The sequence below is a fragment of the Rhizobium sp. CBN3 genome (assembly GCF_030518245.1).
Taxonomy (GTDB): domain Bacteria; phylum Pseudomonadota; class Alphaproteobacteria; order Rhizobiales; family Rhizobiaceae; genus Rhizobium; species Rhizobium aethiopicum_A.
Genome location: NZ_JAULSE010000018.1, coordinates 86397 through 106619, shown reverse-complemented (window position 1 = coordinate 106619; position 20223 = coordinate 86397). Strand labels below are relative to the sequence as shown.

Below are 20223 nucleotides of genomic sequence, written 5' to 3'. Positions count from 1 at the left end.
CGGCCCTGAGGGATCACGATGTCGAAGCTTTTTCCGCGTCTGCTTTCGCCCGTCGGTCTGCGCGGGCACATCTTGCGCAACAGGATCGTCTTCGGGGCGCACACGGCAAATATGGCCAAGGACGGCGTGCCGGGCGACCAGCACGTCGCCTATTATGCCGAACGCGCCATCGGCGGCGCCGGGATGATCGTGGTCGAGCCGATGCCGGTCCATCCCGCCGCCATACTGACGCGCGGAAACTTTCGTGCCGGTGACGATGGCGTGATTCCTCATTTCAGAAAGGTCACGAGCGCAATCAAGCAAAATGGTGCGGTCGCGATCCAGCAGCTCTACCATGTCGGCGCGCATGGAGACTCCGATAATTCATATCACGCGCATTGGTCTCCCTCCGGCATGGCCAGCTATCACGACAGCGATGGCTCGCATTCGATGAGCGAAGGCGAGATCTGGGAAACCATCGACGGCTTCGTGCAGGCGGCGCGTCGCTGTCGCGAGGCTGGCTTCGATGGCGTGGAAGTCTGGGGGGCCTATCTCGGTCTTATCGAGCAATTCTGGACACCATGGTCGAACCGGCGGGAGGATCTATGGGGCGGCGCCCTCGAAAATCGGACACGTTTTTCCAGGGAAATCATGAGCCGCATCCGCTCGACCTGTGGTCAAGACTTCATCATCGGGCTTGCGATCAGCGATGACGCTGACCACAGCGTGGCGCTCGGACGGGACGAGCTTGCCGACATCGTCGCACTGCATGACGATCTCGGCCTCGTCGACTATGTGACCTGCGGTTCGGGCGGCTATCTCGACTTCGAAAAGCTGATGCCGACCTTCCTTTACCAGGAAAAGCTCGGCGCCGATCTGGCGGCAACGATCAAACGGTCGGTCAAACACGCGCTCGTCATTGCCGAAAGCCATATCAGAACCCCGGAAAATGGTGAAAGCGTTCTTGGAGAAGGATCGGCCGACCTCGTGTCGATCGTGCGCGGCCAGATTGCCGATCCTCACCTCGCGCGAAAAGCGGGAGAGGACCGCCCCGAAGATGTTCGCGGCTGCATTTCCTGCAACCAGATGTGCTGGGGCCGGCGTTCGCGTGATTATTGGATAAGCTGTCTCATCAACCCTTCGGCCGGGCGCGAATATCAATGGGGCGGCGACCGCTTCACGCCAGCGGCCAAGCCGAAGATGGTGCTGGTCGTCGGCGCCGGGCCCGCTGGCCTGGAAGCCGCCCGCGCAGCGGCCGAGCGGGGCCACAGGGTCATCCTCGCCGAAGCATCCAACCGGCTCGGCGGCAATTTCCTGCTTGCCGGAATGCAGCCTCGCCGGGGGCAGATCCTCGACCTCATTGCCTGGTACGAGCGGCAACTGACAAAGCTCGGGGTCGATATCAGGTTCAACGCCTATGTCGAGGCATCGGATGTCGAGGCCGTTGGCGCCGATGCGGTGATCCTGGCGACAGGCTCCTATTCCCCCGAAACCGGCTTTCAGAAGGCCCTGCCATCCGTCGAGACGCTGCCCGGCATCGAAAAGGGAAATGTCTTTACAATCGAGGCGGTCATGGCGCGACAGGCAAGGCCGGGCCGGAAAGTCCTCCTGCTGGACGAAGGCGGCGGCTGGCGCGGCTGCGGAACCGCCTGGAAACTTGCCGAAGACGGGCATTCGGTGACAATGCTCTCGCCCGATCCCTTCATCGGCAAAGAGCTTCAGCGCACGACCGCCGACGTACCGCTGCGCCGGACGTTGAAGAGGCTGGGCGTCAAATGGCTCCTGGAGGTCAGCGTGCTGGAATGGCACGGCAATGGCGCCACGTTGCTGGATCTCAATACCGGTGAACGCACCTTCGAGGAGGGCGACAGCCTGGTGCTCGCCACGACCAATGCGGCGGCCGGCGCGCTGGGCGAGGAATTGCGCTCGTTAGGTATCGACGCCGTCGAGATCGGCGACTGCGCCGCGCCGCGCCAGGCCCCCTATGCCTTCTACGAGGGCCGGCGAGCCGGACTAGCGATCTGATTCGGGGCGCGCACCGAAAAGACGGTGCGGGAAGCGTCAGCCTATACATTTTGCGCAGGACCAGTCCAGACTGCGTCACGAAAAGCCGATTGACCGACAATATCGGCACGCGCCAATTGCTCCATCGCTCGCGAACACTAAACTAAACCCGACCGGGGCCATGATGGTCTACGGTCTCCAAGCCACCGCTCCATCGATCACCCCATATGATGGACGGGGATTACACCCATACGCACTCCATCCCGTGCGTATGCCAACTGCCTGTCAGCCTGCCGAAGGCTATCTCGAGCGGTCCACTTAAGAACCTTCGGCAGGCGACTTTTGGATGGCGCCTTGAATGTGCTCTATGCGCACGCTGGCTAATCGTTTCATCACCGGATCACCATCAAAGCAGCAGTTCCAAGGCCTTGCCAAGTGCAGCCGATTCTGTCAGTTCCTGCCGCCTGGCCAGGAAAATCCGACGGATGGGAATTATCGATAAATCCTTTAAAAGGCTTGCGTTTCCGACGCACGCCACGCGCGAGTTCTGCCTGGATCGGCTTGCCGCGGCCAGCAATACCGACGCCCGGATCACGTTGAAACTTGCCCGCCTGGCTGCCGCTTACTGCGTTCTGGCTTCTTATCGGCTAATATATGGCCAAGCCTTGTTCGTCATGCCCTGGCAAGCGTGAGGAGAAGATGACGCTCGGTGACGTGCGAACAAAAAGAAGGACGTACTTCATTCTGATGTCAGTGGCCGAGGTGTCACGCCGTGCGCGACGCCAGATGAAATAACGGGGACAGCATGACGGAAAACAGCCCCCAGCCATTCTCCTTCCGATTCCACGGTTCGTCTTTCGACAACATGGTGGAAACCCTCGGCGGCGCTTTCGGCGCGTTTGATGCCGAGCCTGTCGGCCGCGCCAAGGATTTTCATTGGGGCTTGGATTTTTCCGTGGCCGCGAGCGCCGTCCTGCTGACGGGCTATCATGAGGCGGAGTTCCAATTCAACGTCGAGCCGACTGTCAGCACGGCGGAGTATCTGTCGCTCGTCGTGCCGCGTCGCGGCGGCATGGGAGTTACCTATGGGGCGCGCAAGGCCGAGGCCGGGCAAGGCAAACTGCTTCTCTACAATAATTTTGAACCCGACAGCGTTCTCATGCACGGGCAAGGCAACGTCATCGACGAATTGCTGATCAACTGGCCCGTCATCCTCCAGACGATCGGCCAGACGTTCGAAATGCCGTTCAGCGGCTCGCTCGACCTTCTGCCCGAACTGGATCTGTCGACGCCGGCCGGCCGGACGATCGGCAACCTCACCGAAACGATCATATCAGGGATGCGCGACGACGGCCCGCTGCTGCAGTCGCCGATCGCCATGGCGCACATGACGCAGGCGCTCGCCGATCTCGTCGTACGCATGGTGCCGCACCGGCTGTCGCATTTCCTGGAAAAGGGACCCGCTCTGATTGCTCCGAAGCATGTGCGCAGGGCGATCGAGTTCATGCAGGCCAATATCGATCAGCCGATCACCATGCCAAAGGTGGCGGAAGCGGCCGGCGTCTCCAGCAGAGCGCTCGAAACCGGTTTCCGCGCCTTCAAGGGAACGTCCCCCGCTGCTTACCTGCTGACGCTTCGTCTGCGCGCGGCGCGCCGGGATCTGCTCGATCCCGAGTGCACCGAGACGATGAAGGCCATCTGCCTGAAATGGGGCTTCTTTCATTTCGGCCGCTTTTCCGCGGTCTACAAGGCGACATATGGCGAATACCCCTCCGAAACGAGAAAGCGCATGGGCCGCCGCTAATTTGCATCTGAAGCACACCGCGATCTTTCAACTTCGCTCTTTGCGCCCTCTGTGTTTTAAAGCACGGCCAACCTGTAGTGCACTCGCATCGTCCTCGGATCCCGCTTGACGATTTGAAGCATATCATCACGCTCCGCCAGTGCGCTGAGGTTCCGCAACACAAGGGCATGCGCGATCCCCAGCATGCGCGCAAAGGAGCGGCTGTCGGACGCGATCCCGAGCTCGGCAGCGACGAGCAGACCGGCTTGTATGGAGGTCAGTGCGGCGTCCCTTGCTTGCGCCGCAGCGACAAGGGCAAGAAAACGGTCGGCGCCGATAGCCTCTTTGCTCACGCGGCGTCTCGCTTGCGCAAGGAAACCATGATCGATTTCGAGGTCGGCGTATCGCTTTCCTCGCCGGCGCTGCCAAGCGGCACGAGCGCGTTCAGTTCCGGGTAATAGCCGGCAATGCTGCCCCGCGGAATATCATAGGGCACGAAGCGGAAATCCCGCGCGATCCGCTCGATGCCGTCATCGTAATCGCCGATCACGTCGACAGGGTCACCGGCCTCGGCATTCATCGCCTTCAGATCCGCCGGATGAATGAAGATGACCTGCCGCTCTCCGTAGACGCCGCGATATCGGTCATCGAGACCATAGACCGTCGTATTGTATTGGTCGTGCGACCGGAACGTCTGCAGAGCGAAACGCCCCTCGCCTCTTCGCGCACGCTGGTGCACGGTCTCCCCTGGAAGGGCCGGGCAAGAGAATGATGCCCTGCCTGCCGGCGTCTGCCACTCCCGGTGGGCGGCCGGGTTGCGCAGATGGAAACCGCGCGGCTTGCGCAGGCGGGCATTGTAATTTTCAAAGCCGGGAATGGTCGCCTCGATATGATCGCGGATGCGGTCGTAGTCGTCGGCAAGCTCTGCCCAGCCGGCCACGGAGGAGCCGACCGTCGCCTGCGCAATGCCGGCAATGATGGCGACTTCCGAGAGCAGATGCGGCGAGGCCGGGCGATTGATGCCGGCGGAACCATGCACCATGCTCATCGAATCTTCGACACTGACGAGTTGGGAATGGCCGGCAGCGTTCAGATCCATCTCGGTACGCCCGAGGCAGGGCAGAATGAAGGACGCCTCACCGGGCAGCAGATGCGAATGATTGGGTTTGGTGGCGATGTGCACCGTCAGCTTCAGCCGCTGAAGCGCTTTTTCGACCAGTGCGCTGTCGGGCGTCGCACGGGCAAAATTGCCGCCAAGCCCGATGAAGGCCTCGGCCGAGCCGTCGAGCATCGCCCCGATCGCGGCAAGGACATTGTGACCATGCTCGCGCGGGACGGTGAAGCGGAAATGTTTCTCCAGCGCATCGAGGAAATCGTCCGACGGCTTTTCGTTGATGCCGACGGTGCGGTCGCCCTGCACATTGGAATGGCCGCGAACCGGGCAGAGGCCGGCGCCGGGCTTGCCAATATTGCCGCGCAGGAACATGAAGTTGGCGATCTCGCGGATCGTCGCCACCGAATGCAGATGCTGGGTCACACCCATCGCCCAGGTGCAGATGACCCGCTCAGCCCTGATATAGACCTCGGCCGCCCGTTCGATCTCCTTACGGCTCAGTCCTGACTGGTCCTCGATATCTGCCCAGGCCGTCGCCTCGACCGCGGCCCGGTATTGCGCAAACCCGGCGCAATGGTCGGCCAGGAACGCCTGATCGAGAACCGGCGGCAGACCGGCGGCAATCGCAGCGTCTTCCGCGGCCAGCACCGCCTTTGCCATTCCACGCATAGCGGCCATGTCACCACCGAGCTGCGGCTGCAGATAAAGGCCGGCGATATCGGTTGCGCCGCCGCGCAGCATCTCGATCTTGTCCTGCGGATCGGAGAAACGCTCCAGCCCACGCTCGCGGATCGGATTGAAGACGACGATCCGCGTGCCGCGCATCGCCGCCCGGCGCAGGTCACCGAGCATTCGGGGATGATTGGTGCCGGGGTTCTGGCCGATCACGAAGATCGCATCGGCCTCCTCGAAGTCCTCCAGAAGCACGGTGCCCTTGCCGACGCCTACCGCCTGGTTCAGGGCGATTCCACTTGCCTCGTGACACATGTTGGAACAATCGGGAAAGTTGTTGGTGCCGTAGATGCGCACGAACAGCTGATAGAGGAAGGCAGCCTCGTTGCTGGCGCGGCCGGACGTATAGAACTCCGCCCGATTGGGATTATCGAGGCCCTTCAGAATGCTGCCGATCTCGGCAAAAGCATCCTCCCACGCCACCGGCAGGTAACGGTCGCTCGCAGTATCGTAGCGCATCGGATGCGTGAGGCGGCCGTTGCGTTCCAGTTCGTAGTCCGACAACTGGCGAAGCTCAGAGACCGTATTCGCCGCAAAGAAAGCGGGGGTCACCCGCTTATCTGTGGCCTCCCATGCGACGGCCTTCACGCCGTTCTCACAAAATTCGAACGAGGATCCGTGTTCCGGATCGCCCCAGGCGCAGCCCGGGCAATCGAAGCCGTCCGGCTGGTTCGCCTTCAGCATCGTCCGCGCCCCCGAGACGGGCATGCCGCTTTGCAGCAATTGTTTGCCGCAGCTTTTCAAAGCGCCCCAGCCGCCGGCTGCCGCCGATTTCTTCCCGATAAATTTTGTGTCCATGCGCCCTGTATTGTTGAAGGGCGCTAAACATCAAGGGCGTACGAATGATGGCTCGATAGAAGAATCCTATCGAGAGAACTGAAGCGCGGTAGCTTGTTCGGACCCTAACCGGTTTCTTTCAGGCCATGCCCGTTCTCGCGGGAATGCGCCAGAATACGGTTTCGGCCTTGCGTCTTGGCCTCATAGAGCGCGGCGTCGGCCTCGGCCAGCAGCCGGTTCGGGCTGGTCCGCAGGGTCGCGCCTGTCGCGCAGGATATGCCGATGCTGGCGGTGACCCGCCCGAATTCGCTGCCGGAATGAGTGATATTCTCCTGGGCCAGACGACGCGCGAATTGTTCGGCGACGATCATCGCCCCCTTGGCGCTGGTGTCGGGAAGGAAGACGGCGAATTCCTCTCCGCCGTAGCGCGCAACGATGTCCGCCGGCCGACTGACGGACTGGCGCAGACACTTGCTGACGACGCGCAGGCATTGGTCGCCGGCGGGATGACCGTAGGTATCGTTATAGGCTTTGAAGCGGTCGATATCGACCATCAACAGGCTGAAAGGCGTGTTTTTCCTGGCGCTGCCCGCCGTCTCACGCGCAAAAGTCTCGTCGAAAGCGCGACGATTGACGATGCCGGTGAGCCCGTCGGTCTCGGCAAGATTCTTCAATTGCTCCGCCGACATCCTCAGCGCGATCTCCGCCTGTTTGGTCGCCGTGATGTCCGAGACAACGGCCATCGCCGTGCCGTCTCCGGCAATCCTTGTGCGGATGCTGCGCCAATCGCCGTTGTGAAGCTGAACCTCCTCATCCTTATTGCTGTGCAAAGTCGCGCTGACGGTCTTGATCCACTCTTCTGCGTCACCCTGGGCGGCGCCGGGCCGCTCGCCGGTTTCGACGACGCGGCGCAGGATGTCGCTAATATGGGCGCCGACCACACGGGCGTCGCCGGACAGCGGAAAGGCGTCGCGGTACTGATCGTTGCAGAAGAGAAGAAATCCTTTGCTGTCGTACATGGCGATGCCGTCGGACATGTTCGCCATCGCATGCGACAGCAGGTTCTTGCTTTCGCGCAGCTCCCGCTCCAGCGCTGTGCGCTCGGTCACGTCACGCGTTACGCCCGCAAGACCAATGATTCGTCCCTGCTTGTCCCGCACCGGCACCTTGGAAGCAAGCAGGAAACGACCTTCGATCCGCTCGTTGGAGTCGATCAGCGGCGTCCCTGTCTCCATCACCTGCTGCTCGAGATGATACAATTCTTCGGCGAGCGGCTGCGACATCAGATTGAAATCCGACAATCCGGTCATCTCCGCCGTCGTTCTGAAACGGAAGAGGCGCGTCATGTTTTCATTGACGGTGATGAAGCGGCTGTTTCGGTCCTTCACATAGAGATAGTCCGGCGATTGCGAAAATGCCGTCACCAGAATGCTGCGTTCGAGTTCCCATTGCTGCGTTTTCAGGAGAACAAAGCCACCCAGAACGGTCGCCAGACAATTCAAGGCCGTCAGGGGAAAACCCACTTCAGTCAGCACATGGGCAGTCACGAGAGTGGGAAGCAAGGCCATCACTGCAACCAGTGTGCCGCCAAGGGCAAGGCCGAGCAGAACAACGTCGGTGAAACGAGGAGATCTCTTGCGGGTCCAGAAATGGCCGGCCACGCCGATGCCGGCCGCGAATGCAATGGTGATGATCCCGTCGACCATCGCCGTGCCGCCGACCGCAAAACGAAAGGCAATCGCCAGCGATGCGGCAAACGCCGCCGCAATCGGCCCCCCGAACATGCCGGCCAATGCAAGCGGCGAAAATCGCAGGTCGATAAAGATACCGGGATGGAATTCGATCGCGAGCAGCATGGATCCGATGGAGGCGCCGCCGGCGATCATTCCGAACGCGATCTTCTCCTGCGTGAAGGAACGGCGCTGAAACTGGATCGAAAAGAGAGCCCAGAGCGACATCGCCAGAGACACGAAGGAAAGGTTGCCACCAAATTGCGTCCAAATGCCATTCACCGCGTTGGTTCCACCTTCCAAACCATGTAACAACCCTGTCATACGCCAACACTGGTTTGGGCTTCGTTAAATCGGATGGCTGGATGCGCCATTCACCGGCTAATGCACCGGATATCGCGCTCGTGTACAGGATCGCGGCTAAATGGGACGCCCTTGCCCGGGGCCATCGCAGGCCGAGGTTTCTCGTTTTAGCTTGGATTCCACCCGAACGTTATTAATTAGAATGTAGTGTCGAGCACGAGCAGCAAACGAATTGAGATGCGGATAGCTGACATGAGGACGCGACATTGGGACCGCAGGGGAGACGGCGGGCTTACCTTTACGGAACTCGGGTTCGGCACCGCGCCGCTCGGCAATCTTTATCGGGCGATAAGCGATGAGCAGGCGGCAGCAGTCTTGGATGCAGCCTGGCAACACGGCATCCGCTACTTCGACACCGCGCCGCTCTACGGGCTCGGCCTCGCAGAGAGGCGGGTTGGCCGCTTCCTTGCGGCGAAACAGCGTAAAGACTTCGTTGTGTCGACAAAAGTTGGCCGGATCCTCAAGGTCTGCCGACCCGAAGAGCGGACCGGCATCGGCAAATTCTTCAACACGCCTAGTCGCCGAGAGGTTTTTGACTACAGCTACGATGGCATCATGCGATCTTTCGAAGCCTCCTTCGAGCGCACCGGACTCGACAGCTTCGATATCCTGTTTGTGCACGATCTGGATGTCTTCAATCACGGCACTCAAGCGGCCTGCGACCACTATGTCGAGCAATTCATGAACGGCGGGTATCAGGCGATGATCTCGCTTCGCGACGAGGGAGTGGTGAAGGCTATCGGCGGCGGAATAAACGAATGGGAGATGTGTCAGACGCTTGCTGAGCGTGGCGACTTCGACCTGTTTCTGCTCGCCGGACGCTATACTCTGCTCGAGCAGGAGGCGTTGGAATCCTTTCTTCCCATGTGCGTAGCCCGAAATATCGGTATCGTGCTCGGTGGGCCATATAATTCCGGCATACTGGCGACAGGCCCGATTGCCGGCGCGCAGTATAATTACTCTGACGCCCCGTCACACATCCTCAATAAAGTCCGGCGCATCGAGCACGTCTGCCTGAAATACAATGTCGCTCTCTCAGACGCAGCTCTCAACTTTCCGTTCTTCCATCCGGCTGTCGTTTCGGTCATCCCGGGTGGCCAATCGATCGATCAAGTGGCGTCAAACGACCGCGCGCGGAACAGACATATCCCTCGCGAGCTGTGGGAGGAGTTGAAATCGCTTGGCTTGATGCGAGGTGATGCGCCCCTCTCGCGCTGACTTACATATTTCATGCGGATAAACAAATGGCCTTGCACATCAAACGAATTTACGAGCCGAAAGAAGACAAGGACGGCACGCGTATTCTGGTCGATAGGCTGTGGCCGCGCGGCTTGAAGAAGCAGGAGGCGGCCGTCGATGTCTGGTTGAAGGACATCGCGCCGAGTCCGGCGCTGCGCCGATGGTTCGGCCACGATCCCGCCAAATGGAGCGAGTTCCAGCGCCGCTACCGCGACGAGCTCAAAGAGAATTCATCTGTTGTCGAGGAGCTCGAACGCCGGATCGGGCGGTCGGATGCCACGCTTCTCTATGCGGCGAAAGACCAGGCCCACAACCACGCGATCGTGCTTCAGCGCTTCATCGGCGACGACTGAAGCGCTTCGAAATTTTCCGGGAACCTTTTCGATTGATCTGCATCCAATGCTCGCTTCCATCCGACATAAGGAGACAGATCATGTTCAAACGAATTCTCGGCGCAACCTTCATCGCGGCATCGCTCGGCTCGGCCTCGATCGCCGCCGACGCCAAGCCTACTGACCCTCAGATCGCCCACATCGCCTATACGGCGGGGCAGATCGATGTCACCGCCGCGGAGCAGGCGTTGAAGAAGAGCAAGAATGCAGAGGTCATCGAATTCGCCAAAACCATGGAGCGCGACCACAAGGCCGTCAACGACCAGGCGGTGGCGCTCGTCAAGAAGCTGAAGGTGACGCCTGAGGACAACAAGATCAGCCAGTCGCTCTCGACCCAGGCGAGCAAGGAACTGAGGACGCTTGACGCCCTCGACGGTGCAGCCTTCGACAAGGCCTATGTCGAAAACGAAGTCACTTATCACAGGTCGGTCAACGATGCCCTCGCCAAGGTGCTGATCCCTTCGGCTCAGAACAAGGAGCTGAAATCGCTGCTGGAAACGGGCCTCACCCTGTTCAAGCAACACCAGACACATGCCGAGCATCTCGCTTCGATGATCAAATAGGCCTGCGATGAGATCGCTGACGAAATTGCCGCCGCTGTTGTTGGCGCTGCTCTGGGCAAGCAGTGGAGTCGCCTCAGCGGCGGAATATCAGGTCACCATCACGGGCATGAAATTCGGCGCACCGCCTGCCGAGCTGCATGTCGGCGATGTGATCGTCTGGCGAAACGATGATATATTCCGGCATACGGCGACGGCTCGCGACAAGAGCTTCGATGTCGACCTGCCGCCGAAATCGGAGGCGCGGATGACGGTCGGCCGGGCGGGAGCGGTTGATTTCTATTGCCGCTTTCATCCCGCCATGACGGGCAAACTGGACGTTCGGCCGTAAGGCCGGGCTCCGATCCAAAGCAATGCGGAGATTTGCATGACAGCCATTGCGGTTCCGGTCGCGCGACGCCGGCAGAATATATCAGCACTCCCCGATGCCGAGCTCGTATCCCTTGCAAAGCAGGGTGACGAGCCTGCCATCCGCGCCATTGTCCAGCGTCACAACCAGCGCCTGTTCCGCACCGCGCGCGCCATCATCCGCAATGATTGGGAAGCGGAAGACGTCGTGCAGGCCGCCTATGTCAAGGCCTTCACTAATCTGGCGACATTCCGGGGCGAGGCCGAGCTCTCGACATGGCTGACCCGGATAACGCTTAACGAGGCGCTGGGCCGCGTTCGCGCACGAAAGAACACCACCGGGCTTGAGGAAATCGACATGCAGACGACATCGCGGGGCGGCGAAGTCCTCCAGTTCCCCTCCTCGCTCTCAGCAACCGATCCGGAAAGCGAGCTGTCGCGAAGCCAGGCGCGGCATCTTCTCGAACAGGCCGTCGACGACCTTCCGGACGAATTTCGCGCCATCTTCGTGCTTCGCGAGGTCGAGGGCATGAGCACCGAGGAGGCCGCATCCTATCTCGGCATCAAACCCGAAACCGCCAAGACCAGGCTGCATCGTGCGCGCAAGGCGATGCGCCAGTCAATCGAGAAACAGCTCTCCGGCGCATTTGCGGCCCTGTTCCCCTTCGACGGCGCCCGTTGCGCCTCAATGGGCGACCGCGTCGTCGCAGTTCTTCGTCAGACATCGTGAGTTCCGACAACAGCGTAACAGGTGACGCGCGATCACCCGCGACGCCACATCGTTGGGGCTGGAGCCGCCAACTGAAGGGCGTCGCCGAAGCACGATGATTTCCGCCTTGGGCACGGCTCTGCTGTAACAGGAATATGTCATCGCAGAAGGTCAAAAGACGCTTGCACGACCTGCTGAAGCGGCGCCGAGAAGGCTCACCCCGCACGCGCCGACAGCACAGCGAATATCCATAATTCGCAAACATGTCCAATAAGCGCAACAAACAGTGTGCCGACAGCGCATTTTCTGCTGGAAATTGGGTTAATTAACAAACCCTCAGGTTTTTCAGATCCATCCTTTTTTTGTTCATTTTTTTATTGGCTCACGGTGTGTTTTGAAGTCGACTCTTTCATCCTCACTTGCTCGGACTACGAGAGCTCTCCGCAGTCTCGGAAGGGCCAGAGGCGGCAACGTCGCGATCGTCGTCGCCCTCAGCCTCGTGCCGATGCTCGTCGCCGTCGGTGCGAGCTTCGACTATATTCGCAGCTACAATGTCCGGCAGAGGATGCAGAGCGATCTTGACGCGGCCCTGATCGCAGCGGTCAAGCAGATCAACAACACCGAGGATAGCGACGCTCTCAAGGAGAAGGTTTCCGACTGGTTCCATGCACAGGTGGACAATAGCTACACGCTTGGCGATATCGACATCGATACCGTGAACCACAACATCACGGCGACGGCGAATGGCACCGTTCCGACGACATTCATGAAGATCGCCAATATCGAGACTGTTCCCGTCAGCGTGGCAAGCGCCGTCAAGGGGCCTGCCACGTCCTATCTCAACGTCTATATCGTCATCGACACATCGCCGTCGATGCTGCTGGCGGCAACGACCTCAGGTCAGTCGACGATGTATTCCGGTATCGGATGCCAGTTTGCCTGCCACACGGGTGATGCGCACACCATCGGCAAGAAGACATACGCCACCAACTATGACTACAGCAAGGAAAAGGGAATAAAGCTGCGCGCCGACGTCGCCGGCGACGCCGTGCGCGAAGTGCTCGACATGATCGACGAATCCGACGAGAATCACGAGCGCATCAAAGTGGGGCTATACAGCCTCGGGGATACGCTTTCAGAAGTTCTCGCCCCGACGCTGAGCACGGATACGGCGCGGACCCGCCTCGCGGACGCCAGCTACGGCCTCACCAGCGCGACCTCGAAGGCCGCCACTTATTTCGACGTTTCGCTATCGACGCTCAAACAAAAAGTCGGCGCCGGAGGGGACGGAACCTCCTCGAGCTCGCCGCTCAAGCTGGTTCTGTTGCTAACGGACGGCGTTCAGTCCAAACGCGAATGGGTGACCAACGGAGTGGTCTGGAAGAGCGGGAAGGCGATCTCCGGATCCTACTGGAACAAGGTGGCGCCTCTTAATCCCGACTGGTGCGGTTATCTGAAGAACCAATCCAATACGATGGCCGTGCTCTATACCGAATACCTGCCGCTCACTTCGGACTGGGGCTATAATGCAACCGTCGGCTCGACCATGGCGAGCGCCAACTGGAAGAACACCTGGGGCGGCACCATGGACAGCGGCGTCTCGACCAGCATTACGAGACGCGATTATATTCCCTATGCGCTTGCCGACTGCGCATCGTCGAAGAGCCTGTTCATATCGGCCTCGTCGTCGACGGAGATCACTGCGGGCCTGTCGGCGCTCTTCACCCAATATCTCTCTTCCGTCCGGCTGACCCAATGACCGCAAAAATCCGCTTTGCACTGCTTCGCCGCCTGCTCGGCGATCGCAAGGGGGTGGCTGCGATCGAATTTGCGATCCTGGCCCTGCCGCTCTTCGTGATGATCTTCGGCATCATCGAAGTGTCGCTGATGTTCTTCGTCAACTCCTCGCTGGACGCTTCCGTTCATAAAATCTCCCGGATGATCCGTACCGGCGAGGTGGCGTCATCGAAGATCACACTGGCCACATTCAAGAGCAAAATTTGCGACGACATGCTTCTGTCGTTCAGTTGCTCGAGCGGCCTCATCGTCAAGGTCAGCGTGCTTTCCGACCTGTCGTCTGCCACCAGCGCCGATCCGATCGACGACAGCGGCAATCTTGCCGTCACCGAGACTTATGATATCGGAAAGGGCAGCGACTACATTCTGGTGCAGGCATTCCTGCCCTGGGTGGCCACCGTCAACTTCTTCAACCTGTCGAGCGCCAAGCTTTCGGACGGCCGCTATCTCCTTGGGTCCTCCGCTCTGTTTCGCAATGAGCCCTTCTGAGATGATCATGAAACGGAACCTCGCCCTTCTCAGCCTCGCCCGATCCTTCATCGGCCGCCTCGCATGCGACCGCACGGCCGCTTCGGGCGTGGAATTCGCACTGGTGCTACCGATCCTGATCGTGCTGCTGTTCGGCACCGTCGATCTCGGCCATGCGCTCACCGTCAGCCGCAAAATAGACGAGATCGCTTCCAGTACAGGCGATATGATCGCGCAGCAGAGCACCTGGGCGAAGACTGACGTCACCAAGCTTCTTTCCGGCGCGAGCTTCATCCTGCAGCCCTATGAGACCACCGGGTTGACCATTGTGGTCACAGTCAATGATGTCGACAACAGCGGCAAAGCGACCGTAAACTGGTCCGCCGCGTTCAAGACCTCGTCCCTTGCTTCCGGCACGGCAAGCGCGATCGATATACCGGCGAAGATCCAGGAGACTGGCGTCCAGGTGGTGCTGACGCGGGTGCAATACACGTTGACGACACCGGTGTCGGCGTTTTTCTCGAACTTCACCGGACAGAGCGGCTACAGCTTCGACCACCATTTTTTCAATCGCCCACGCGTGAGCGACACGATCAGTTACAACTAATGCATATGAGCGCGGCGCTGCAACGGCGATTCAGCGCTTCGCCCTGTCGCAGGCCGATAACCGCGAGATCGAGCCGGCTCACCCCGCGAGCTTGACGATGCCATAGGGATTGAACTTGAACTCATCCACTCCATAGGTGGAATCGAAGGAGAGGCTTGCCCCCCGCGCCTTGAGCGTCGGATCGAGACCCCTCTTGCCGATCTCGTCGGCAACTGCATCCATGATGGCAACGACCTGCCTTTCGCTGCCTGATGTCTCCGGCACATAGACCTCCGGCAGCCCCACGAGATGGAAGCCGACGCTTTCCAGGTAACCGCGCGCCGAGAGCGGCCGCTTCGCGAAGGCCAGCCGGCCGACGCGTTGCTGGGCGAGCCGATCGCCGGCCTTCTGCGCTTCAGCGCCTTGGCCGATCAGCGTTCTCCATCGATCGAGCCCATGTGCGATACCGGCGCTTTCGCCCTTGACGGCAACCGCTCCCGCCTGGATCAGCCGCTCGACGAGACGAAGCGCCGTCATCGACACCTTGATGGTGTCTGCCTGCGTCATGCTCGGCCCCAGGACATAGAGGACGGATTGATGATCGGCGACGGCTTTCTCGTCCGTCTCGTTCCAGGCATTGGGTTCGACCAGATCCCAGCAGACATCGAATGACCGGCTCATGCGGTCATCCGGCTCTGCCTGCGAATAATCCTCATCGACGCTGAACCCGGTGGCGAAATCACGGGTCGCTTGGGCTGCCGCTTCGGACAAGCGGCTGAGGTCGCGATCCCTCCCGAGAAAACAGAGGACATGCCGGGGTGTCACCGACGACGCCTCCTCCTGGATGATCGTTTCCGGGCTGGCTTGCGCAGCGAAAGACGGTTTCCAGCCGATCACGGCCCATAGGGACCCCAACAGCGCGCGACGCAGGATATGCAAGAGCGATGCCTCCGTTCGGTCGAATCTTTACAGCTTTCGCTTGTAAACATATGGCATCCGAAACGAAAGCGGGATCATCGCCCAGGCGATGCGTCGCGCCCTTTCCTCAGGCCCAGATGTCTCCGGGCGTGAACCCTTCGGTGAAGGGATCCTCATTGTCGAGAACGAGGGTGTTCAGGCCGGAGATCCAGCTGGTGCCGGTCAGTGTCGGGACGACGGCGGATCTATCACCGATCCTTGCTTCTTCGACCAGCCTGCCGGTGTAGATATTGCCGAGGATCCCCTGATGCCGGAAATCCTGATTGAGCGGCAACTCACCCTTCGCATGCAGAACGGCCATCTTCGCGCATGTGCCGGTGCCGCAGGGGCAGCGATCGAGCGCTCCCGTCCAGGTGGCGGGATCGTCCCAGGAAAGATCACCCGTCGCCATCGTCACCGTGTTCTTCCAGTCGGCGTTCGGATCATCCGTTGGTCCCGACAGCTGCGAGATCGTGATGCCGACACCGGGATAATGCGGATGGGCAACCGGCAACTGTTCGATGGCCGCCTGCCGGATCATCGCGGAAACACGCGCGATCTCCCGCCCGTGCGCCGGGATCAGTTCAAGCCCCTTGAACTGCCTGACATCAGCGATGACATAGAACATGCCGCCCCAGCCGACATCGACCGTAACCTTTCCAAGATGCGGCACGTCGATGACGGCATCGAGATGGGCGGCGAATGCCTGCACGTTCTTGAAGGTCACGCTTTTGACCTTGCCGTCCTTGCATTCGGCCTTGATGCGAATAAGGCCGGCAGGCGCCTCGAGGACCAGTTCGGTGGCGGGCTCCTTCATCGGAAGCATGCCCATTTCCAAGAGGACCGTCACCACGGAGATGGTGTTGCCGCCGGACATCATCGGATATTCGACCTGCTCCATGATGACATAGCCGGCATCGGCTTCGGGATGAGAGGGTGGCACGATGATGTTGCAGCAATGGGCAGGATAGCCGCGCGGTTCGCGCAGCATTAGCTTGCGCAGCTGATCGTCATTGCTCTCCAGCCATTTCATCTTCTCATAGACGGAGTTTCCGGGAATGTGCGGAACGCCTCCCGTTATCACGCGCATCGGCGTGCCGGCGTGGGTTTCGACCGCATGAATCGTTCTCTTGAATCCCATTTCTGCTTCCTCCTCTGGTGAGTTGCGTGTTCGTTTTCATGGGAGCAATGCGTGGCCTTCCGCTTTTTCTGTAACGCGCCGGATACGGTATTGCTTTGTAATATCGTATACGATATCTGAAAACACAGGCCCGTCAACCGGGAAAGGCGAAAAATAGACATAGCTGTACATTTTGTCTGTCAGCGCGCCACCACGTTTGCTAAAGAAGCCTCAGAACGGCCGCTCGGCCAGGAGAGACACAGGAGAAGATACAAAATGTCGGATGAGGTCGTATTCGATCTGGCGGAAGCCGAGAGCTTGGCGATGCGCGCTTGCCTCGCGGCAGGCGCCAGCCAAGCCACCGCCCGTTCCCTCGTGGACGCCACCTTGTCCGCCGCGCTTTATGGACCTCCGGCCGTCGGGTTCCCGCATTTCGTCGATTACCTCGACAGCTTCCGTGAGGGCCGCATCAATCGCGATCCCGCTCCTACCTGCGAGCGTCCTTATCCCGCCTTCTTCGCCGCGGACGCCGATCGGGGGATAGCACAGCTCGGTTTCGATCTTGCCTTCGAGGATCTGGTCGAAGCGGTGCGGTCGCTCGGGGCCGCGGTCTTCACGCAAACGAACAGCTATACCACAGGAGAACTCGGCTATTACGTTCGCCGTCTTGCCGGCGAAGGGATCGTCGGCATCGCCGCGACCAATGCCAATGCCATGGTGGTCGCCAAAGCGGGCGGCCCGGCCGTCTACAGCACCAACCCGATGGCCTTCGGCTTTCCGCTCGGCGAAGGATCGCCGCCGCTCCTCATCGACCAGGCGTCGAGTGCGACCGCCTATGTCAACGTCGTCGCGGCGGCGGCCGAGGGACGCAGCATCCCGGCGGGATGGGCCGTCGATGAAGCGGGACAGGAAACCCAAGATGCCGCAAGGGCGCTCGGCGGAGCCCTCCTTCCCTTCGGCGGGCGCAAGGGCGCCAATGTGGCGCTGATGGTGGAAATGCTGTCGGCTGGCCTGTCCGGCGGCCCCTGGTCATTGGATACGCCGTCTTTCCGATCGGGGAGCGCCAGCCCCGCTGTCGGGTTGACGATTGTCGCGATAATGCCGGGTCGCGACGGCCTTGTCGAACGCGCGCACCAGCAGGCCGACCGCCTGCAACGCCACGGCGTCTTCGTACCCGGCGTCAGCGGCATCGAATATCCGAGGCCTGCATCGGAAGGGCTGAAAATATCCCGCGCCGTGTTTGAAGCCATCACGAAGATAGCGGAGGCTGACGGCTAAACGGACCTTTTCCCGGGCAGATGTTCGAGCAGCGATTGGCACGCGCTCATGATGTGACCATAGACCAGCTCTGCTGCCTTGTCCTCATCCCGCTCCCGGCAGGCTTCGACGATTTGCCGATGTTCGCGGTCCGCCGTCTGCTGGCCGTGCGATAGGGTCAATTGCACCCGGAGATATCGTTCCAGCCGGTCGTTCACCGAACGGATCGTGCTGACGAGGAAGGGCCGGCGAGCATCCTCGTAAAGGCGGCTATGAAACCGCCAGTTCAGTTCCGACCAGCGGGCGACGTCGGTTTCCCCAGCGAAAGCATCGCAATAGGCAAGCGCCTCGCTGAAAGTCTCCTGCGTCATGTGTGGAACCGAGAGCTTGATGGCATTCGTTTCCAGGATCGCGCGCACCTCGAAGATTTGAGCAATCTCGGGTTCGGAAAGGCTGGTGACGACCGCGCCCTTGTTGCGATGGAACTCTACCAGGCCTTCGGCTTCGAGCCGTTTGAGCGCCTCGCGGACGGGGATCTTGCTGACATTGAACAGCCGGGCGACATCGTCCTGCCGGATCGGTTCGCCTTCATCAAGCGAGCCATCCGCGATCGAATCGCGGAGGAATTTCAGGATCACATCCGAGGCCGTGGGCGCCTTCCCGAGATCGGTCACCTGTTCGGTACTGAAAGGCATTTCCCAGCTCCTTGTTTCCGAGACGGAGATTCTGCTTGGGATATCGTAGACGATCTCTTTCCTCAAGGCCGCCGATTTTATGCCACCGCTTGTGCGCCGGTGATTTCCACGAGCGATCCGCACATAAATGCCGCTTCATCCGATGCCAGAAAGGCGACGAGTGCGGCCACCTCCTCCGGCTTGCCGATGCGGCCGAAGGGGACGAGCTTGTCGAGATCGGCAATCGTCCGGCCGGAGCGCTTGACGCCGGCCTCCAGCATCGGCGTGTGGATTTCGCCTGGGCAGACGGCATTGACGCGGATCTTGTCGGGCGCATAGTCGCGGGCGAGGTTCTGAGTGAAGGCGGCGACGGCCGCCTTCGTCGTATTGTAGGCGATATGGTTCGGCGCGGGATAGAGACCCCATTGCGAGGCCGTGTTGACGATCGCGCCGCCGCCTGCCTCAATCATATGCGGCAACGCCGCCCGGCAGAGATGGAACATCGAATCGAGATTGACGGCGAAGCTCGCCTGCCAATCCTCGTCCGAGAGCGACAGCAGGTTTCCGCGCCGGTTGATGCCGGCATTGTTGACCAGCACATCAAGCCGTCCCTTGATCGCAAAGGTCTTCTCGATCAGCTCGAAGCAGTCGGACTTCCGGGAGATGTCGGCCAAGATGGCGGCCGCCGATCCGCCTGCGTCCTCGATCAGCGAGGCGACTTCGGCCGCTGCTTGCGCGTTGGCATCCGTCACCACCACCAAGGCGCCCTCATCGGCGAGCCTTCTCGATATGGCCGAGCCTATGCCCCCGCCTCCGCCCGTGACGACCGCGACCTTGCCATGGAATCTTTTCATACCAGATCTCCTATCTAATGTAGCTGCCGCCATTGACGTCGAATGTCGCCCCGTTGACCGAGGCCTGCGACGGGCGAAGCAGGAAGGCCACCAGCTCGGCGATCTCCTCCGTCTCGGCCATTTCGCCGATCGGGATGTCACCGACCGCCGCTTCCTTTCCGTACTTGGCCACGAAATCCTCGGCCATGTCAGTGCGCACCCATCCTGGCGCGATGGCGACGGCGATGACGCCGTCGCGCCCGAAGCTCCTCGCGATCGACTTGGTCAGATTGATTAGCGCCGCCTTGGTCGCGCCATAGGGCATGGCGTCGGCGGTATAACCGCGCTGGCCGGCTCGGCTGGCCATGTTGATAATCCGCCCGCCGCCATTCTGCCGGAAATGCACGAGGGCTTCCTTGCAGAGATCGGCCGCGGCGAAGAAATTCACCTGAAACTCCTTCTGCCAGGCGGCCCGCCAATCGGCGGGATCGGCGTCAACCGAAATTTCTGTGCGGATGCCGGCATTGTTGACAACGGCATCAATGCGCCCCGCCGCCGCGAGCGCATCGCGCCACAGCGTGAAGGCGCCGTCGGGACTGGAAAGGTCGGACTGAACGATCAAGCCGTTCCCACCGAGCTTGCCCAACAGGGCTTCCGCCCCTCGGCCATCGCGCCCGTAATGGATGATCGGCCGTGCCCCTTCGGCAGACAGGCGCTCGGCGATGGCGGCGCCGATCCCGCCCGATGAGCCCGTCACGAGCACTGTTTGGCCGGCGAGTGGTTGAGCATGAGACATGCCGG

At 60.7% G+C, this 20223-nt stretch carries 20 protein-coding genes; 12 read left to right on the top strand and 8 right to left on the bottom strand.

Translation table 11 applies throughout. The features are described 5' to 3' along the window. Positions 1-18 precede the first annotated feature (18 nt). The 3 genes from QWJ46_RS23730 (at position 19) to QWJ46_RS23720 (ending at position 3787) form a co-directional block, all read left to right on the top strand. Positions 19-2004, top strand: coding sequence for an FAD-dependent oxidoreductase (locus QWJ46_RS23730; RefSeq protein WP_302754205.1), 1986 nt, complete (start codon positions 19-21; stop codon positions 2002-2004). A 464-nt stretch (positions 2005-2468) separates the two neighbouring features. After that, complete coding sequence (locus QWJ46_RS23725) at positions 2469-2675, top strand: hypothetical protein (protein WP_184460547.1); 207 nt, start codon at positions 2469-2471, stop codon at positions 2673-2675. A 113-nt stretch (positions 2676-2788) separates the two neighbouring features. Continuing rightward, positions 2789-3787: an AraC family transcriptional regulator gene (locus QWJ46_RS23720; RefSeq protein WP_302754204.1), complete on the top strand. Its 999-nt coding sequence runs from the start codon at positions 2789-2791 to the stop codon at positions 3785-3787. A 56-nt stretch (positions 3788-3843) separates the two neighbouring features. Here the strand turns inward: QWJ46_RS23720 and QWJ46_RS23715 are convergent, their stop codons facing one another. From QWJ46_RS23715 to QWJ46_RS23705, 3 genes are all read right to left on the bottom strand, one after another. Further along, a complete protein-coding gene (locus QWJ46_RS23715) occupies positions 3844-4119 on the bottom strand; it encodes a hypothetical protein (RefSeq protein WP_184460549.1) in 276 nt (91 codons plus the stop codon). After that, positions 4116-6410 carry an FdhF/YdeP family oxidoreductase gene (locus QWJ46_RS23710; protein WP_302754203.1) on the bottom strand — a complete coding sequence of 765 codons (2295 nt, stop codon included), beginning with the start codon at positions 6408-6410 and terminating at the stop codon, positions 4116-4118. Before QWJ46_RS23710 ends, QWJ46_RS23715 begins: the two co-directional genes overlap by 4 nt. Before the next feature lie 104 nt (positions 6411-6514). After that, entirely contained in the window at positions 6515-8443 is a 1929-nt protein-coding gene (locus QWJ46_RS23705) for a diguanylate cyclase (RefSeq protein WP_302754202.1), read from the bottom strand. 231 nt (positions 8444-8674) lie between these two features. On the opposite strand from QWJ46_RS23705, the gene QWJ46_RS23700 reads away from it, so the two are divergent. From QWJ46_RS23700 to QWJ46_RS23665, 8 genes are all read left to right on the top strand, one after another. Next, complete coding sequence (locus tag QWJ46_RS23700; protein ID WP_184460552.1) at positions 8675-9700, top strand: aldo/keto reductase; 1026 nt, start codon at positions 8675-8677, stop codon at positions 9698-9700. A 26-nt stretch (positions 9701-9726) separates the two neighbouring features. After that, complete coding sequence (locus QWJ46_RS23695; protein WP_184460553.1) at positions 9727-10074, top strand: DUF488 domain-containing protein; 348 nt, start codon at positions 9727-9729, stop codon at positions 10072-10074. A gap of 80 nt (positions 10075-10154) precedes the next feature. Next, on the top strand, positions 10155-10676 hold the full coding sequence (locus QWJ46_RS23690) for a DUF4142 domain-containing protein (protein WP_302754201.1): 522 nt from the start codon (positions 10155-10157) through the stop codon (positions 10674-10676). A gap of 7 nt (positions 10677-10683) precedes the next feature. Next, positions 10684-11004, top strand: coding sequence for a cupredoxin family copper-binding protein (locus QWJ46_RS23685; RefSeq protein ID WP_184460555.1), 321 nt, complete (start codon positions 10684-10686; stop codon positions 11002-11004). A 36-nt stretch (positions 11005-11040) separates the two neighbouring features. Beyond that, positions 11041-11751 (top strand): RNA polymerase sigma factor, encoded by a 711-nt coding sequence (locus QWJ46_RS23680; protein WP_184460556.1) that lies wholly within the window; start codon positions 11041-11043, stop codon positions 11749-11751. 373 nt (positions 11752-12124) lie between these two features. After that, positions 12125-13489 carry a TadE/TadG family type IV pilus assembly protein gene (locus QWJ46_RS23675; RefSeq protein WP_302754200.1) on the top strand — a complete coding sequence of 455 codons (1365 nt, stop codon included), beginning with the start codon at positions 12125-12127 and terminating at the stop codon, positions 13487-13489. Further along, positions 13486-14016 (top strand): TadE/TadG family type IV pilus assembly protein, encoded by a 531-nt coding sequence (locus QWJ46_RS23670; RefSeq protein WP_302754199.1) that lies wholly within the window; start codon positions 13486-13488, stop codon positions 14014-14016. Before QWJ46_RS23675 ends, QWJ46_RS23670 begins: the two co-directional genes overlap by 4 nt. 1 nt (position 14017) lies before the next feature. After that, positions 14018-14602 (top strand): TadE/TadG family type IV pilus assembly protein, encoded by a 585-nt coding sequence (locus QWJ46_RS23665; RefSeq protein WP_302754198.1) that lies wholly within the window; start codon positions 14018-14020, stop codon positions 14600-14602. 78 nt (positions 14603-14680) lie between these two features. On the opposite strand, the gene QWJ46_RS23660 is transcribed toward QWJ46_RS23665, so the two are convergent. Both QWJ46_RS23660 and QWJ46_RS23655 read right to left on the bottom strand, forming a co-directional pair. Further along, a complete protein-coding gene (locus QWJ46_RS23660) occupies positions 14681-15520 on the bottom strand; it encodes a hypothetical protein (protein ID WP_302754197.1) in 840 nt (279 codons plus the stop codon). 106 nt (positions 15521-15626) lie between these two features. After that, on the bottom strand, positions 15627-16679 hold the full coding sequence (locus QWJ46_RS23655; RefSeq protein ID WP_302754196.1) for a proline racemase family protein: 1053 nt from the start codon (positions 16677-16679) through the stop codon (positions 15627-15629). 255 nt (positions 16680-16934) lie between these two features. On the opposite strand from QWJ46_RS23655, the gene QWJ46_RS23650 reads away from it, so the two are divergent. Then, positions 16935-17936 carry an Ldh family oxidoreductase gene (locus QWJ46_RS23650; protein ID WP_302754195.1) on the top strand — a complete coding sequence of 334 codons (1002 nt, stop codon included), beginning with the start codon at positions 16935-16937 and terminating at the stop codon, positions 17934-17936. Here QWJ46_RS23650 and QWJ46_RS23645 read toward each other — a convergent pair. From QWJ46_RS23645 to QWJ46_RS23635, 3 genes are all read right to left on the bottom strand, one after another. Next, positions 17933-18610 carry a GntR family transcriptional regulator gene (locus tag QWJ46_RS23645; protein ID WP_302754194.1) on the bottom strand — a complete coding sequence of 226 codons (678 nt, stop codon included), beginning with the start codon at positions 18608-18610 and terminating at the stop codon, positions 17933-17935. The two genes, QWJ46_RS23650 and QWJ46_RS23645, sit on opposite strands and share 4 nt — an antisense overlap. Before the next feature lie 77 nt (positions 18611-18687). Further along, positions 18688-19443, bottom strand: a complete 756-nt coding sequence (locus tag QWJ46_RS23640; protein WP_302754193.1) for an SDR family NAD(P)-dependent oxidoreductase — start codon at positions 19441-19443, stop codon at positions 18688-18690. Positions 19444-19453: 10 nt separating this feature from the next. Continuing rightward, complete coding sequence (locus QWJ46_RS23635) at positions 19454-20218, bottom strand: SDR family NAD(P)-dependent oxidoreductase (protein WP_302754192.1); 765 nt, start codon at positions 20216-20218, stop codon at positions 19454-19456. Between the last annotated feature and the right edge of the window lie 5 nt (positions 20219-20223).